This window comes from Erwinia sp. 009765445 (assembly GCF_058137865.1).
On sequence record NZ_JBYUWC010000012.1, the window covers coordinates 137,849 to 153,923 of the forward strand.

A 16,075-nucleotide genomic window follows, 5' to 3' on the forward strand; every position below is an offset into this window, starting at 1 on the left:
CCACGCAGGCCGTTATCTGATGCCAGGCAGCGACAGCAGCCAGGTTTCACGTTGGGCTTCGATGAGTGCGCCACGCTGAGTTTTATCCGGGGCATGAAAGGTCGCCCGCCGGACAAACTGCTGATAACGCGGCTCGTGCAGGCTGTTATCCGCCTGAGAAAGCAGTGGGATCAGCCTTTCACAGATGCGATCCCGGGATTGATAGGGCCACGGTCTGGTGCTGTCAGTCCACTGAGCCATAAAGTCCAGCGCGGTGAGGATCCCCACCTTCTTCGTACCGCTGGGATCGTTGGCATCCGATCGCCAAAGATCGCCAGCACCGGATCGCTCGGCCAGCACCGCGAGGGCAACCAACGCCTGCAGATTAAAATAGCTGTAGTGAAACGACCGGGTACGCGCCAGTTCCAGCGGCTGGCTGCCATCGGCTGATATCTGCTGCTGCATTCGCGCTCTGGTCGCCCTGACCTGTTGCGTGATAATCGGCGTTTTCTGCAGATACCAGGCGATCCCCGCGAGCTGCACGCTGTACCAGTTACCGTGATTATTCGCCGCCCTCGCCTCACGTTTGCCCGCCTTGCTGTTCTCCAGCCATGTCAGATACTCCTGCATCCAGCTCTGCATTCCCTGTTCGTCTTCCTTCCGCCAGCCAGATGCAGCACGCAGCAGGATCAGTGAATCCACCACGCGGGTGGCAAAGTAGCGACCATCAAGGATGCCGCTGGAGCGCCCCGCTGCCACTCCCGGTACTCCCTGGGCAAAATTAAGGTTGGGGTTCATTTTGCTGGCGGGATCGAGAAACCAGTGGCGCAACAGCGCAATGGCCTTGTCGGCATACTTCGGTTCACCGGAGAAATACCATGCCAGCGTCAGCACCTGCACGCGGGAGGTAAACGCCGCCAGCCTGACGCCATCCGACTGATTATTTTTACTGGCAGGATTAATCTCCCCATCGCGGCGGATCCACCGGTCATCAGGGTGCTGCGGATCCGGCCACCAGTAGGCGCTCAGGCTCAGATAGTCATGCCTGCTACCACCGGGTGGCAGCAGGCCTTTCTCCGTTACGCTCATCAGCGGCTGAGCCAGATCCTTGTCCGCCTGCCGCTTCAGTACCTGCCAGGCTTGTTGAGTTTGCGCCGCCGCCTGGCCGCTCGCCAGCCGATCCCTGACCACCGCCATCATCGTCTGGTCGAGAAAAGCAGGTGACATCGCTGCTGCCCGCAGGCAGAAAAACAGCGCAATAAGAGCCAGAAGACGGGTCATGCTCAAGCCTCCCCGGGCCACGGTTTTCTCCTGCAAAGCGAACACACACCACAGTAAAGCACAAAGTAAAATTATTAGCAGATTACCCCGTATAAATCGCAGAAGTAATCAATAAGCGGCAGATAAAAACAGATACCCCAATATAATACCCGACACCTGGCCTTAATTAATCATCATTCAACACTCAGACGTAAACTGACCTTTCACTCTGGCAGAAAAAAACATAAAACCCATAACCAGGCTGAATAAGAATACTCCTGAAAAAGGATCCTCCACAGAATGAGTAACTCATAATGATTTGAATAGATTAATAATTAACTAAAATCCCTTTATCGCCGATTCAGTAGTAAAACCATTAAATCATGGTTTCCTTTAAAAACACACAGATAACCAGAAACCATGAAAACCAGAATAGTTGTTTACCCATCGTCTGGGTATTGTCTGAAACTGACTGGCACGACCGCTATTTGCTGGACGTATTATTATTAAACAGGCGATGCTTATTACTGCACCCGGACGACAATTTCATCGCGGGCTCTTTCACTTTAAATAACGATAAAAAGGAGTGCCTATGAAAGCCGACATTATTAATATCTGGCCCACCGGGGATGCACCCGGTGCCAGTGACTCCCGGGTGCAGCCTCAAATTGTTGACCTGGCCAAAGAATATGAACCTTTCGATCGTGCCGCCTCCGGCGTGCGCTGTCCTGAAATCGCCTTCTGGTATCCGGAGGAGTCCAACGGCGTGACGCTGCTGGTCGCCCCGGGCGGCGGATTTGAGCGCGTTATGATCGACAAAGAGGGCAGCGCGCTGGCGATGTTCTTTACCGCGATGGGCTACACGCTGGCGGTGATGACTTACCGCTTCCCGCAGGATGGCCACCACGAAGCCGCCGATGCGCCGTTATCCGATGCCCAGCGGGCTGTCCGCGTACTGCGCCATCGCGCCGCGCGGGGCCTGAACGGCAAGCGTATTGTGATGATGGGTTTTTCCGCCGGTGGGCACGTGGCGGCCAGCGTCGGGACGCGCTTCAATGAAAAAATCTATCCGGTGCAGGATATCGCCGACTCGCTGACGGCAAGGCCCGATGCGCTGGTGCTGCTCTATCCGGTGATCAGCATGCGCGAAGGGCTGGCGCATACTGGCTCGCGCCTCCGCCTGCTGGGCGAGCACCCCACACAGCGTGAAATCGATGCCTACTCAATGGAAACCCGCGTCAGCGAACAAACACCGCAGACCCTGCTGATCCATGCGGTGAATGACGAGTCAGTCCCCATTAATAACAGCATGGTGATGTTCAGCGCCCTGCGTGAAAAGAAAGTCTCCAGCGAGCTGCACTTTTACGAAAAAGGCGGCCACGGCTTCGGCATCCGCAATGTGGCAGACCTGCCGCTGGCCAGCTGGCCGATGCTGGTTAACGAATGGCTGCGCGCCCGCGTGTGGTGAATGTGCGCCACGCTGACTTCCGGGTTTCTCTTACCACCGGCCATAGGGATAAGTTTTGTCTTTGATAAACTCTGGCGTTTCGCCGTAATACTCATAGCCATCAGGATGTCGGGTAATATTTTTGCAGACGTCCAGCTTATCCCCGGAGACGGTTTTCAGGTTAACCACCGGAACCGGGTAATTATCCCCGCCCCCGCTGTTTTGTAACCACACCCGCACTTTCCCCTCCGGTGCCAGCCCGAACAGCAGGGTGTCATACCACGCGGGCTTGCCCGGACGGTATTTGTTGGCGGTGGGTGACTTCATCTTCTGCCACACCGATTCCGGGAAAAACAGGCTGGTTTCATACCCCTTTTTATCAATGATTGAGTCCCAGCAGAACACCATATACTGCGGCGGGTAATCCGCCCGATTGAAGTGAATGGAGCTGCGCCTGACATTTTCACTCCATGTGCCGACGCTGTAAGGATTGTCCTGGGTACTGTCCAGCGTATTAAAGCTGAGCAGATAACCTCTCGTATCAAAAATGCTTGCGTGAGTCACCAGTGCGGGCAGTGCTTTGGGGGTAAAAAAGGCAAACCTCCATTTGCCATACGGCAACGGATAGTCGCCCCAGTAAAACGGCGAGGTTTTTGTCTGTCCCTGACAGCCGCTCAGCATCAGCAGCAGCGCGGTGGTGCGTTTTATCAACATTGTTTTTTTCCTTCCATATTATAACCGTACGGCACCAGCGTTCGTCGGGGCGATGGGGAAAGCCCAGCGTTTCCGACGGCGATAATCCTCCCTGAATGCTGCCCGCCACGTCCGTTAGCCGCGCATTCCAGTGCGCGGAGCAGTGAATATAGTCCGCAATCAGGTCATATTCCGCCGCGCTGAAGCTGCCCGTCTTCTGCCCCTGCCGAATAGCGCTGATCATAGCCGGGTCCTGCGAACAGATACGGTTAGCGAAATGACGTGCGGCGGCAGCGCCCCGGCTGAAGCCGAAAAGGTCGAACTGCAGGTTGTTAATCGTAAAGGGAGCATGAGCCACCGCCTCCCGGATGTTGGAGAGGGCCTGCTGTATAGCAGCGGGCAATTGCGCCACCGCATCATCCGTTTTGGCCACCACGCCGGTATCGGCAATCCCCAGCACCAGCCCCACCGTGCTGTCCGCCTCGCCCGCCCGGGTGCCGATGCCCTCGATATACACGGCCTGCTGGGCCTGCTCACTGTCGGCGGGAAATCGCTGTTTGTATAGCGTGCTCAACCAGTGCACGTTGGTGTAATAACCGGTGTGGCTGGTGGCCCCGACGCCGCTGATGCCCATCATCTCCCGTGCCGCCTGGTTCAGGATGGACTGCGCGTCGGTATTGCTCAGGCTGAAATGCTTGCCGCTACACGCTGCCAGCATGTTCTGAGTGTTGACGGCGTTATTGCCGGTGCCGTCAAAAAACACGCCGAGTGTCAGGGTGATTTCACGGGATTTACGGGCGCTCTGTGCACGCTGCTCAGGTTCCGGCCGCCGGGCAGCAGGAATAATTGCTTCCGGTTCAGCCGTCCGTCGCTGCACTTCAACGCCGGTGGGTCGGGGTTTGCCGCCGGAATGACGGTAGTCGCGACGGCTGACCGATCGCTGATATTCGTTCAGTATCCTCTCTGCTCCTGATGGAGAAAATGCAGACGGATCGCGACAAATCAGCTGGCCCTGCTCATTCAACATTCTGGCCGAGGGACTATCTGCAGCGAGAAGCCTGGCAGATTGCAGAGACTGAACAGGTGCCAGAAGAAGCGGATGCTGGCGAGTTTGCCACTGATGATGAGATGAAAGCCACCTTTGGTAAATGGGGCCAGTATCAGAAAGCCCCGTCCTTCTGGTGAAAGACGGGGTTTGTGGATCAGGAAAACCCAATTTTATGGGACTGTATAACTCAGCCAGTCGTTATACAACCTGGCCGGGCAGCCACTCAGTTCTGTGAAGCAGGGATATCCGACACTTCCGGCTTGGTTTCATCCACTGGCGCGGCAGGCGCTTCCGGCGCTGGCTTCATAATTTTCTGCCAGCTCTCTTCCAGTACCTTCACGTTGGTTTCGGCCTCGCCCTGCGGCTGCATCAGCACCATGGTCAGATCCTGCGACAGCTGCTGGCGCAGCTCCTGATTCATCATCTGCAGCGTCAGGCCGGACAGGAAGCTCTGGCGTAGCTTCTGATACTGTTCAGGCGCGATATCCACCACCGCATTCTGTTGCGAACGCAGACGCTGGCTCATCAGCACATCGGTATCCGTCCGCGCATAGGTGGCGAACAACTTGTTCAGCTCCGCCGTTTTCTGCGCCATCAGCGCATCGAACTCTTCCTGCGGCAGGCCGTTATCCCGAATATTCGCCATTTCATGCGCCACCAGGTTCAGGTTGCTGGTCAGCGTGTTGTTGTCAGCATCCAGATTAATGGCGCACTGCGCACGCTGATACAGCACACGGCAGTCAAAGCCCACCTGGACCTTCTGAGCTTTGTTCTCACTCAGTACTCGCTGAACGTGCCAGAACAGCGCCTCGCGGGCCAGATCGCTCTGCCAGTAACGCTGCAGATTCTGCGAATCGCGGATTGGCTGCCAGGGGGTATCCCACACCAGCGACAGGCGATCCTGATTAACGTTGCTGTTGATCAGGTTAACTGGCTGTGGCGGCAATGGCGACAGCGTAGGCATTGGGGAAGGCGCATTACGCTTGCCCTTCAGCTGCGAGAAGGTTTTGTTGATCTGCTCACCCAGGCTGCGGCTGTCCACATTACCGACCACAAACAGCGTCATTGCATCTGGCGTGTACCACTGCTTATAGAAAGCATTGAGCTTGTCGATATCCACCGGCGCACTGGCTGCCGTGGCCGGGTCATGGCCCAGCAGCGCTGACCCCTTCAGGCGATAGCGCCACCAGGCATCCTGCGGATTGGCAGGCCAGGTGGCAATCGGATCGTCCGCGCCCAGCGCGGCATTGACCGTCTGCTCATTAATGGTCATCCCCCCGACCGTCGCCGCCAGCCAGTTCATGGCTTCTTTTACCACTTCCGGGCGGTTGTTCGGCAGACTCAGGGTATAAAGAGTGAAATCATAAGAAGTGATGGCCGGTGGCTGCGGACGATCGGGATCGATACCCTGCTGCCACAGCGAGCGCTGTTGAGCAGTATCGAGCTTCGCGTTATGCACCAGGGCTAAACGCGGCAGTAAGTGGCTGTATCCGCGCTGCTGGGTATTTTCCACCAGCGAGCCGGTATTGATCATCAGACGAACTTCAACACGATCGCTGGGACGCTGCGGCGTTGTCAGAACCTGCCAGCTGAAACCATTATCGAGTTTTCCCTGCTGCCAGGCGGGATCGGGTTGGAGTGTTTCAGCCTGCACAGTGCCGCTGGCGGCGGCCAGCAGTATCCCACCAACCAAAAGACGAATTCTGGTGCCCTGCATGTGAACCCCTACTCAATCACAAACCAAAAAAAATCACTGGCGATCTACGGCCTGCTGCTATCAGTCGAAAGGATAACTCAGGGAAGCCGCTGTTTTAGGACGGAACAGCTTCTTAGACCACGCATCGGCGGGGATGTCCCACCGGAAAGTGAAAAATGATAAAAATCTCTGGGGGTTATTATGCAAATGCCCGCCGTGAGGGCAAGTCACGGCGGGCATTTGTCAGGATATTTAGTAAATTAACGAATTACAGCGAGGTTTCAGACAGCTTTTTTGCCTTTTTTGGTGCTGAAAGCGTCTCCTTAAGCTGTTTTTCATCCAGTTGATCAACCCACTTCGCCACCACGATAGTCGCCACACCGTTGCCGACCAGGTTGGTCAGGGCGCGCGCCTCGGACATAAAGCGGTCAATCCCCAGGATCAGTGCCAGCCCGGCGACCGGTAAATGGCCCACCGCCGACAGGGTTGCCGCCAGCACGATAAAGCCGCTGCCGGTCACGCCAGCCGCCCCTTTCGAGGAGAGCAGCAGTACCACCAGCAGAGTAATCTGGTGCCAGATATCCATATGTGCATTGGTAGCCTGAGCAATAAAGACCGCCGCCATGGTCAGATAAATTGAAGTGCCGTCGAGATTAAATGAATAACCCGTTGGGATAACCAGCCCGACTACCGACTTTTTACACCCCAGCTTTTCCATCTTATCCAGCATCCGCGGCAGCGCAGATTCGGAAGAGGAGGTGCCGAGCACAATCAGCAGCTCTTCTTTGATATAGGCGATAAATTTGAAGATGTTAAAGCCGACCACGCGGGCAATCAGCCCCAATATCACCACCACAAACAGCACGCAGGTGATATAGAAGCAGACAATCAGCTGGCCGAGCTGCACCAGCGAGCCGACGCCGTATTTGCCGATGGTGAAGGCCATCGCGCCAAACGCGCCGATCGGAGCCAGGCGCATGATCATGTTAATAACGCCGAAAATGACCTGCGAGAAACCTTCGATAAAGTTGAACACCAGCGTGCCTTTATCGCCCATGCGGTGCAGGGCAAAACCAAACAGGATGGCGAACAGCAGAACCTGGAGAATATTACCACTGGCGAAGGCACCGATCACACTGCCAGGAATAATATCCAGCAGGAAAGCGATAACGCCCTGCTGCTCCGCCTGCTGGGCATATACCGCGACGGCTTTGGCATCCAGCGTGGCAGGATCAACGTTCATCCCGACGCCAGGCTGCAACACATTCACCACCACCAGGCCAATAATCAGCGCAACGGTACTGACAATTTCAAAATAGAGCAGTGCCACGGCACCGGTACGGCCCACCGCCTTCATACTTTCCATACCGGCAATACCGGTTACCACGGTGCAAAAAATCACCGGAGCGATAATCATCTTGATCAGTTTTACGAAGGCGTCGCCCAGTGGTTTCATCTGGGCACCCAACTCGGGGTAGAAATGCCCCAGCAATACGCCGATGGCGATAGCTGTCAGTACCTGGAAATAGAGGCTTTTGAACAGGGAGGTTTTCATAAAAGTGTCCGTTAACGACTGGATTGCGAGTGAACTTGTTGTAATTATCGACTGACTTCAGCGCGAAAATAACACTCTGTTAACGGGATTGATATAAATTGACACATTCTGACGCGACTGACGCGCAGTTTTAAGAGCTGAATCACTTCAGCGCCAGGAATACCCTGAGTGATTTGAGTCCAGGGCTACCCTTTGCAGGCGGCCCCGTCAGTCCGGCAGCCGCCCGGCGAAATATTTGTCGTTAAATACCTGCACCGGTAAAGCCTCAGAGTAGAGATAACCCTGGCCGATATGGATACCGCAGGCTAGCAGCCAGCTGCGCTGTTCCTGGGTTTCCACCCCTTCAGCGATCACGTCCAGCCTGATGATGTCGGCAATTGCCGCGACAATCTTCACCATGGTGTCGTCGTGAGGGAGTTCACAGACAAAGCTGCGGTCCATCTTCAGTTTGCTGATTGGCAAAGATTTAAACCGGCTCAGCCAGTTGAGGTTGGCATAACCCATCCCGAAATCATCCAGCGCCACCGACACCCCGACCTGCTGTAGCTCGCTGAGCAGGCGCAGCGCCAGCTCCGGTTCGCCGACCTGCGCCGTCTCGGTGATTTCCAGCATCAGGCTGCCAGGGCAGATTTGGTGGCGGGCAATCAGCTCCCGCAGATGGTTCACCATATCCGGCTCGCGCAGTTGCACGGCGGAAAGGTTGACGCTGAGAGTCAGTTTAATCCCGGCTTTCTGCCACGCAGCCAGCATCCGGCACGACTCCCCGAACACCCAGCGGCCCAGTGAACTAATCACACCAATCTCTTGCGCATTGACAATCAGATCTTCCGGCAGCGCCCAGCTACCGTCCGGCTGGCGCATGCGTAGTAAGGCTTCCGCGCCCAGAAGATCGCCATTGCGCATATCAACCTGCGGCTGCAGGAACAGGGAGAACTTCTCTTCTTCCAGCCCCTGCAGAATATCGTGCTCCTGGGTCAGCCTCTTGTGCGCCCGCTCCATCATGACCGGGTCGAAGAACAGGATCTGGTTTTTGCCCTGGTGGCGGGCCGACATCATGGCGGAAGCCGCCCGGCTGAGGAAATCCTGTGCGCTGAGCTGGCTGGAATCACGCTGCGCCAGGCCAATGCTGACGTTCGGGCGCAGCTGCATCTGCTGCAGCGCCACCGGCTGGTTAAGACGCATCAGCAGCAAACGGGCCAGCCGCATCGCGCGGAACGGGTTGTTGGCGCGCTTAGCCAGCAGCACCAAATCGCTGCCTGAGAGCTGCCCGATCACCGTCTGACTGTCGATGCAGTTCCGTATTTTTTCCAGCAGCGTCAGCAACAGGGCATCGCGCTGCTCATCCGTCACCACGCCGTTGGCTTCCTGCAGCGTTTCAATACGCAGCACCAGCACGGTGAATGACTCCTCCTCAGCCAGCGAATTGAGATGCTCATGCAGCAGCGCGAGGAACAGCGTTTTGTTCGGCAGATTGGTCAGGGCAAAATGGGTGGTCAGACGGCTCATTTCATCATGTACCGCCCCGGTGACCTGCTGATTGCGGTTGTAGCTGCGGATCAGCATTCCCAGTTCATCATCGCAATGGCGATCTGGCAGCACCAGCTGGTGTGATATGGCCTCCTGCGGCGGCAGATCCTGCAACTCTCTGGCAATCACCCGCAGTGGCCGGACAATCAGCCGGTTAATGCACCAGCTGATGGCCACAGAAAGGATCAGTGCCAGCAGCAGGTAAGTGGTTACCATGGTCGACAGCGCACTGAGGATAAACTGATACACCCGCCATGAATCGGCCTGCAGCACCAGCAGCGCCAGCGGTTTCGGGTTGGCAGGCTCTACCGAATAGAGCGGTACGGTGATTTTCACCGGCAGTTCAAAAATCCTGGCGATAAACTCCGGCACCGGTCTTGCCGGTTCAAAATCAGTGTGCAGGGCCTGCATGCCGTTCGGCAGCACCACTTCAGCCCGCGCCAGGATCCCGGCGGGCTTGAGCGAATCAAGGATCAGCTCGGCCTGGCTGATATCGGCCTTGAGCACCGCCCGCGACAGCGGCTGACGCACGGTATGCGCAACGTTTTCCATCTGCTGGGCGTAGTCAATCCTGCGCTGCTGCACAAAATGAAAAAGCTGAATGACGATAAAAATACAGATGGTGACTGCCGCAACGCCTGAAACCGTCGCCATCTGCTTTATCGTTAATGAACGACTCACGCGCAAGCCTGCTCTCCAAAACGGGATGCCGCCACACCGGGGCGGCAAAACAGCCCTGAGTATATCGTATGGCGGGCACTTGTTAAGTTATCCCTGAAAGACGAGAGCGGATTAGGTGCTTTCCGAGGGAAACCAGACGCTTTTAAGTATTTTTTATCCTATTTTTCCAAAATAGATTCGGGCTGCAGAAAGGCGGCCAGCGAGTACAAATCGGTCGGGAACCGATTTGAACAGCGCTTGTGCTGGCCCGCAGGGTGAACCTCAGGGACGAGGTTCATAAATCCCCAGCAGCTTACTCAGGTAAGTGACTGGGGTGCACTCGTGCAGCCACCGCATCTGCAGCTCGAAGTATGATGGGAAAAGGGTTATTTGAAATCAGCGTATGGCGTCAATGGCTGCGGCGGCATATCCAGATCGCCTTCCCAGCCCGCCATCGAATAGCGCAGATAGAGCAATCCGTGGCTTGGGGTGTAATCTTTCGCCTGCTGAATATCCACGCCAGCTCCCAGCGTCCAGTGGGCAGTCAGGCGTCGTTCAATCACAGCCCGCAGCGTGTAACCAAAACCGCGGCTGCTGCTGTCACTGCTGGTGGGATTATTGCTGGTCAGCGAACCGAAATCCACAGGATAGCGAGGTTCGCCACTGGTGCGCGAGTGCGACCAGGAAACCGAACCGCCAAGATCCCATGACCAGTTTTCTGTGCGCTGGCGATAAGTCAGCGGCACGGCGAGCGAGCTGTAGCTTTGCGGACTGTAATACCCCCCCTGGCCAAGCGAATAGTCGCTGAGATCGTGAGCGTAGTGCCACAACATGCCGTTCAGGCCAATAGTGGCCCGGCGATTATCTTCGTTGATCAGCTTGTAGTAATAGCCCACCATCAGCCGCTCGCGGGAGTTATTCTCAACGTTTTCACCGGTGATTTGATGAGCGCTGAGATTGGCCCAGACGCCGTTGGCTTCGCCCTGATCATAACTCAGACCAATGGCCCCCCCGGTCGCCACCACGCCTCCCCAGGTTTTTCCACTGAGCTGGTTCGGATCTCGCGCGCCGGCAAACGCCAGCAGCGAGCTGGAGATTGGCCGCCGGGAAGCGGTCAGCGACACCCCCAGATCCTTCACGTCGGTGTTCCAGGTAACGCCCCCAACCCAGTTGGTGACCTCAAAGCCCAGCGGCGTGGTGCCGATATCCGCCGACCATGTCTCGCTGTTATAACCAACCCCCACGCTGGTTCCGTTCTGGTGCTGGCGGTAGTCGCGGTTACAGACCGCATCGTCGTTGGCACAGGTGCCAAAGTTTTCGTCAACATTCCCGCTGCTGTTGCGTGAAAAAGTCCCGGCAGAAACATCCACATTATCCAGCCGCAGGAAGCCTTTGCCTTCGGCAACCGGAGTTTCCGCCTGCATCATGGTGGTATGAGCGGTGAAGTCCGAGACACCGCCAGTACCTTTGTCGCGGGAGTAGTTTTCTTCCAGCGTCAGCGTGGTGTCCTGCTGGCGGGCGAGGCTGGCGGCATCGCTGCGGATCCCCCGCTTCAGCCAGTCATCCATCTTATCGTTGCGCGTCAGACGGGTGAAATCGTCAGGCTCTTCCGGTGGTTTGGGGGTGATACCACTGGCCATCATCGCCTGGCGATAATCTGCCAGCGCGGCTTGCGGCTGTTTCTGACTGGCTTCCAGCCGCGCCGAGTCCCGATAGACCAGCGCGCTGCTTTGCGACGGCATCTCTTTCGCTGCCAGCGGCTTGAGGCTGGCGTAAAGCGCCCGGGCGCGATTTGTGTCACCCACGCTCAGCCAGGCATTCGCCACCCTTCGCCCGGTATTCACACTTTCTGTTGCGGCTGAGGCTGGCAGCTCTGTCAGCTGCTGACGGGCTTCCGGCAATCTGTTCAACGCCACCAGTGCCTCGATCTCACCCAGCCGCGCATCGTTATTCTGTGGCTCTTTCGCCCGCACAGCACGATAGCGCTGCAGTGACTGTTCGCTCTCACCCCCTTCCAGCGCCCAGTCAGCCTGAATTAACTCAGTCCGCGTTGAGGGCAGAAGTGTGCCAAGCAGAGCCATCGCCCCGGCCTGATTGCCGGAAGTGCGCAGCTGCTCAGCTCTGGCGACAGCAATGTCGGTCTCCAGACGTGTATTCAACTCTTTGATATCCTGTCCCACTTCGCCTGCGGCAGAGCATGCAGCTGGCTGAGAGCCTCATCAGGACGATTGCTACCGGAGAGATAGAGCGCGTAAGCATAAACCTGGGTAGTATCGGCTGGCTTCTGGCGCGCCATTGCCGCCATCTGGTTGTCCGCCGCCTGCGGCTGGCCTGCCTGACGCAGCGCCTCCGCCAGCCGGTAATTCAGCCAGATATCATCCGGGACATCCTGCTGCGCCTGGCGGTATTTGTCCGCTGCCTGCTGCCAGTTTTCTTCCCCGACCAGCTTATCACCTTCGGCACTCAGCGCATTGCTGCGCAGGGCGACCAGCGAACCGCCCAGAGCACGTTTTTGCCCGGCAGGCAGCCCGTTAATAAACGCCATCGCTTCTTCTGGCGACTGCTGTTGATAGAGAGACGCCAGCCTTCTGGCTGCCGTGGTATTGGTGGGGTCAATCCGCAGCGCACGACGGAAATGTTCTTCCGCTGCCACCGTGTTCTTCTGCGCCAGCGCCACATCGCCCAGGCCGATTAACGCATAACCATCCGTACCATCCAGCCTGCGGGCCTGCTGATAATTGCGGTTCGCAGCGGCCAGATCCCCCGTCGCCAGCGCTTTATCGCCCCGCGCCACCGCCAGCCAGTACTGGTTAGATTGAAGCAGGCTGCGCCATTTGCCGATATCGGTGCCCTGCGCATCCGCCACAATCGCCCGCTGATACCAGATGTTCGCTTCTTCACGATTATTGGCGCGGGAGTAAGCCTGCCCCAGCGCCCCAAGCAGGTCGGGGTCATCCGGCGTGGCTTTCAGCGCCGCCTTCAGGGCAGGAATGGCGCTGGAACTTTGACCGCGACCAATCAAAGCCAGCCCGCGCAGGCGCTGCTGATAGGCCGGATCGGCCAGCATTTCTTGCTGACGGGCCAGTTCGGCGAGGCCATCGGTCTGCGGCTGGTCACTGGTAAAGGTGGCGAGGTAGTCCTTCAACTGGGCCACCGTCTGTGGCGTCACCGGCTGTGACTGGATGCTGCTCAGCCAGAGTTCAGCGGCCTGATCGCGCCCGGCAGGATCGGCTGAGATAATTTTCAGCTCCCGTACCGCTGCGTCGCGGTCATCCCGGCTTAGCAGCATCTGGGCAATCGCCATCCGCACGCTGACGTTGCCCGGCGCATCCCGATCCAGCGCCTGCAATTTGGTCAGCGCCAGAGACTGCTGGTCAGGCAGACGAGCCGCCAGCCGCCAGTACTCCAGCGCAATGTCATCTGAGGGGAAAATGCCCTTAAACTGCTGGTCGTAAGCCGCCCGTGCATCGAGAAGCCGTCCGGAAGCAGCCAGCAATCTGGCCTGCTGCAACTGCTGCCGTCCCTCATCGGAAATCAGCATAATGCTGGCCTCCGCCTGACGGGTGGCGGCGGAATCCGGCGAGATTTTTTTCAGCTCAGCCATCAGTTGCCGGGCTTTATCCTGCTCACCCTGATGCAGGGCGAAGCGAATTTGCGCCGCCAGCACCTGTGGATTATCCGGGGCGATTTTGCCCAGCCGGTACAGCGACTGGGTGACCAGATCGTACTTGTTGGTAGACTCTCCCACCCGCACCTGCTGCAGCAGCCAGTCAACCGGCTCCACCTGCGCAGAAGAAGAAGCGGCCAGGCCGCCGCAGCTCAGCGGCAGTAAGAGTGCGGGCAGGAGCAGGCCCGACAGCGGACGTTTCACTAGATATCGTCCTCGTCACCCAGGCGACGACGGCTCACGCTACGCATCAGCCTCCACACCAGCAGGCCGAACAGGATCACCACGACAGCAGCGAACACTGCCAGCAGGACCGGGTGCGTCGCCAGCATATTCCAGATGCGCTCCCACCATGGCAGATGGCCGACCCAGTAGGTATCGCCAACGCGCAGGCTATTGACGCCGGATTCACGAATAATCGAGGCGGAGCCGAAGACCGCCGCGCGTTTTCCACTGTCGATCAATGCACCGTTCAGTAATTCCCAGGCTCGCGGGCTGTCTGCCAGCAGGGCCACCACGCTGCGCTGCTCATGGAACGGCGACTGAAAGCCCACCAGCGCGGCCATCGCTCCGGCAGAACTGATGGTGGTCTGGCTTTCGGCCTTGCGGTCATCAGGTGAGGAAGCCTCTTTGCCGAAGGCGGTCTGACGGTTGGGCTTGTTGACCCAGCTCTTCGCCGCCTGCACCAACAGGGTGATTTTACCGTCGTCGCGCAGATCTGCCGGGATTGAGCCGATCATCAGCAGGTCGGCATCCTGATCTTTCGCCTTGCTCCAGTCATCGGTCATCTGCACTTTCAGCGCCGGATAGCCGGTCTGCGCCGAGATGTTGCCCAGCACATTCAGCAACGCGCTGACCTTGCCGGTTTCCGGTTTGTCATTCACCAGTACCAGCGTCTGCGCCAGGTCGGCATTCCGGCTGAACGGGAAGCCCGCGTTGGCGAAAGCGCCCAGCGACGGCATCTCGATATAGTGGCGATATCCGGAGAAGTCGATGGTTGAATCGGGGTCGATCACCACGTGGTTGCTGACCGGAGTAACCGTTTCGCAGCGCCCTTCGTTAGTGGCATTGTTAAAAGTACCGTCGATAAAGGTGCTGGCATACTCAAAATCAAAGCGCATCTGATTAACCACCCCGAGGCGTAGCGCCGGTATAGTCAGCTGAGTGTTGTCATCCAGCAGGCTTTGTACCAGCGGAATACGCAGCAGCTGCTTACCAGCGTCACGCTTGCTGGTCAGCGCATAATCCTGCACGAACTGGTCGTTCAGGTTGAGCGCCAGCCGCGAACCGTCGTCCTGCACCGGCGAGGTGTAGCGGTATTTAATATCCATACCAATACCCTGCGCCCGCACCAGGAACAGATCCGGTGGCAATTTCAGCGTCAGAGAGATCGGGTTGGGCTGCATACCATCGCCCTGCAGCTGGCCCTTATACTGCTGTAGCTCGCCAAAGGTGGTGGCCCGGTCAGTACGTACCCAGTTTGGCGCATCATAAGGCTGACGCGGGGCGAGATCCTTCACGCCATCCACGACTGAAACCTGCCCGCGCAGCAGCATTTCGCCCTGGGCGATCCCCTGCACGACGGTCAGCAAATCATTATCATCACGGCCCAGAATCAGCAGCATTTTCTCATAGGGAGCCTGCGGCTGACTGACCATCTCCACCGTCGGCTTATCCACTGGTGGCAACTCTTTCAGGAAGTCAGGCCGCTTATCGTTGGTGGCAAAGACCACCGCATGACGCTGCTCCGGTAGCTGGTTATACAGCACCGGGAAGGTCTGCCCACGCCAGTCGGCTTTGGTACCGAACCAGGAGGCCAGCACGGCAGCCGCACGCTGCTGACCCAGATCGGGCGCAGAGGCAAAAACCATCGGCAGATTCAGCGGGCGGCTGTCACGCGCATCGAAGAACGGTTCCGGGAAGTGCGACAGATCGTCTTTCAGCGGCAACTTTTGCATCGAAAGATCCAGCGAGCTTTCTTTGCCGATATCCAGCCAGATAGCGCTGTTGGCCGGGTTCTCACAGATATTGGCGTAGTGACCGACCAGTTCAAAACGGATACGGTTGGAATCACTGATAAAACGCGGATCGATCGGCAGCTGGATCTGGTTATTTTTCCCCAGTTGATCCTGGGAGATGGTGATCAGTCCCACCATCTCGTCATTCAGATAGATCTTGAGGTGCGACAGCGCAGGCAGCAGCGAAGGTGAAGGCCGGAAGCTGAGGTTCAGTAACGCTTTGGTCACCACTTCATCGCTGCGCACGCCAAACTCAATCTGCCCTTGTGGACGAATACCCTGCAGGTTGAAACTACCAGGTGCCGGGGCAACGCGGGCGAAATCCAGCGTGGTATTGCGCACCGGCGCGGCAGGATCGAACGCGATCGGTGCCGCAAGGCTGTCCGGAACGGCAGGAGCAGCAGCCGACTCCGGCATCGGTGAAGGCGGGGTTTCCGGAGCGGCCTGAGAAAGCGGCATCACTCCCATCAGCAAAGCGGTCAACCAGCGTAATTTTATCGTCATTTTGTCATCATCAACCTGGAT

At 57.6% G+C, this 16,075-nt stretch carries 8 protein-coding genes and 1 pseudogene; 1 reads left to right on the plus strand and 8 read right to left on the minus strand.

Annotation, left to right across the window (positions count from 1 at the left end):
• Positions 1–12 precede the first annotated feature (12 nt).
• Positions 13–1,260, minus strand: a complete 1,248-nt coding sequence (locus AC3Y5R_RS14875) for an alginate lyase family protein (RefSeq protein ID WP_489921992.1) — start codon at positions 1,258–1,260, stop codon at positions 13–15.
• 571 nt (positions 1,261–1,831) lie between these two features.
• Here AC3Y5R_RS14875 and AC3Y5R_RS14880 point away from each other — a divergent pair.
• Positions 1,832–2,707: an alpha/beta hydrolase gene (locus tag AC3Y5R_RS14880; protein WP_489921993.1), complete on the plus strand. Its 876-nt coding sequence runs from the start codon at positions 1,832–1,834 to the stop codon at positions 2,705–2,707.
• A 30-nt stretch (positions 2,708–2,737) separates the two neighbouring features.
• Here AC3Y5R_RS14880 and AC3Y5R_RS14885 read toward each other — a convergent pair whose 3' ends face one another.
• The 7 genes and pseudogenes from AC3Y5R_RS14885 to bcsB form a co-directional block, all read right to left on the minus strand.
• The gene (locus tag AC3Y5R_RS14885; RefSeq protein ID WP_489921994.1) at positions 2,738–3,307 is read right to left on the minus strand and encodes a DUF2931 family protein; all 570 of its coding nucleotides are present in this window, start codon (positions 3,305–3,307) and stop codon (positions 2,738–2,740) included.
• On the minus strand, positions 3,228–4,406 hold the full coding sequence (locus AC3Y5R_RS14890) for a hypothetical protein (protein WP_489921995.1): 1,179 nt from the start codon (positions 4,404–4,406) through the stop codon (positions 3,228–3,230). Before AC3Y5R_RS14890 ends, AC3Y5R_RS14885 begins: the two co-directional genes overlap by 80 nt.
• A 244-nt stretch (positions 4,407–4,650) precedes the next feature.
• Positions 4,651–6,144: a M16 family metallopeptidase gene (locus tag AC3Y5R_RS14895; RefSeq protein ID WP_489921996.1), complete on the minus strand. Its 1,494-nt coding sequence runs from the start codon at positions 6,142–6,144 to the stop codon at positions 4,651–4,653.
• Between the two features lie 247 nt (positions 6,145–6,391).
• Positions 6,392–7,678 carry a dicarboxylate/amino acid:cation symporter gene (locus AC3Y5R_RS14900; RefSeq protein ID WP_489921997.1) on the minus strand — a complete coding sequence of 429 codons (1,287 nt, stop codon included), beginning with the start codon at positions 7,676–7,678 and terminating at the stop codon, positions 6,392–6,394.
• Between the two features lie 207 nt (positions 7,679–7,885).
• Positions 7,886–9,892, minus strand: coding sequence for a biofilm formation regulator HmsP (hmsP, locus tag AC3Y5R_RS14905; RefSeq protein WP_489921998.1), 2,007 nt, complete (start codon positions 9,890–9,892; stop codon positions 7,886–7,888).
• 359 nt (positions 9,893–10,251) lie between these two features.
• Positions 10,252–13,736: pseudogene (gene bcsC / locus AC3Y5R_RS14910) on the minus strand (cellulose synthase complex outer membrane protein BcsC).
• Positions 13,736–16,054, minus strand: a complete 2,319-nt coding sequence (gene bcsB, locus AC3Y5R_RS14915) for a cellulose biosynthesis cyclic di-GMP-binding regulatory protein BcsB (RefSeq protein ID WP_489921999.1) — start codon at positions 16,052–16,054, stop codon at positions 13,736–13,738. The pseudogene bcsC and the gene bcsB overlap by 1 nt, the downstream one beginning before the upstream one ends.
• Positions 16,055–16,075 lie beyond the last annotated feature (21 nt).

Bases quoted from the DNA above. Each gene is read 5' to 3' on its own strand.
- AC3Y5R_RS14875 (WP_489921992.1), bottom strand. From the start codon at position 1,260: ATGACCCGTCTTCTGGCTCTTATTGCGCTGTTTTTCTGCCTGCGGGCA.
- AC3Y5R_RS14880 (WP_489921993.1), top strand. From the start codon at position 1,832: ATGAAAGCCGACATTATTAATATCTGGCCCACCGGGGATGCACCCGGT.
- AC3Y5R_RS14890 (WP_489921995.1), bottom strand. From the start codon at position 4,406: ATGTTGAATGAGCAGGGCCAGCTGATTTGTCGCGATCCGTCTGCATTT.
- AC3Y5R_RS14895 (WP_489921996.1), bottom strand. From the start codon at position 6,144: ATGCAGGGCACCAGAATTCGTCTTTTGGTTGGTGGGATACTGCTGGCC.
- AC3Y5R_RS14900 (WP_489921997.1), bottom strand. From the start codon at position 7,678: ATGAAAACCTCCCTGTTCAAAAGCCTCTATTTCCAGGTACTGACAGCT.
- bcsB (WP_489921999.1), bottom strand. From the start codon at position 16,054: ATGACGATAAAATTACGCTGGTTGACCGCTTTGCTGATGGGAGTGATG.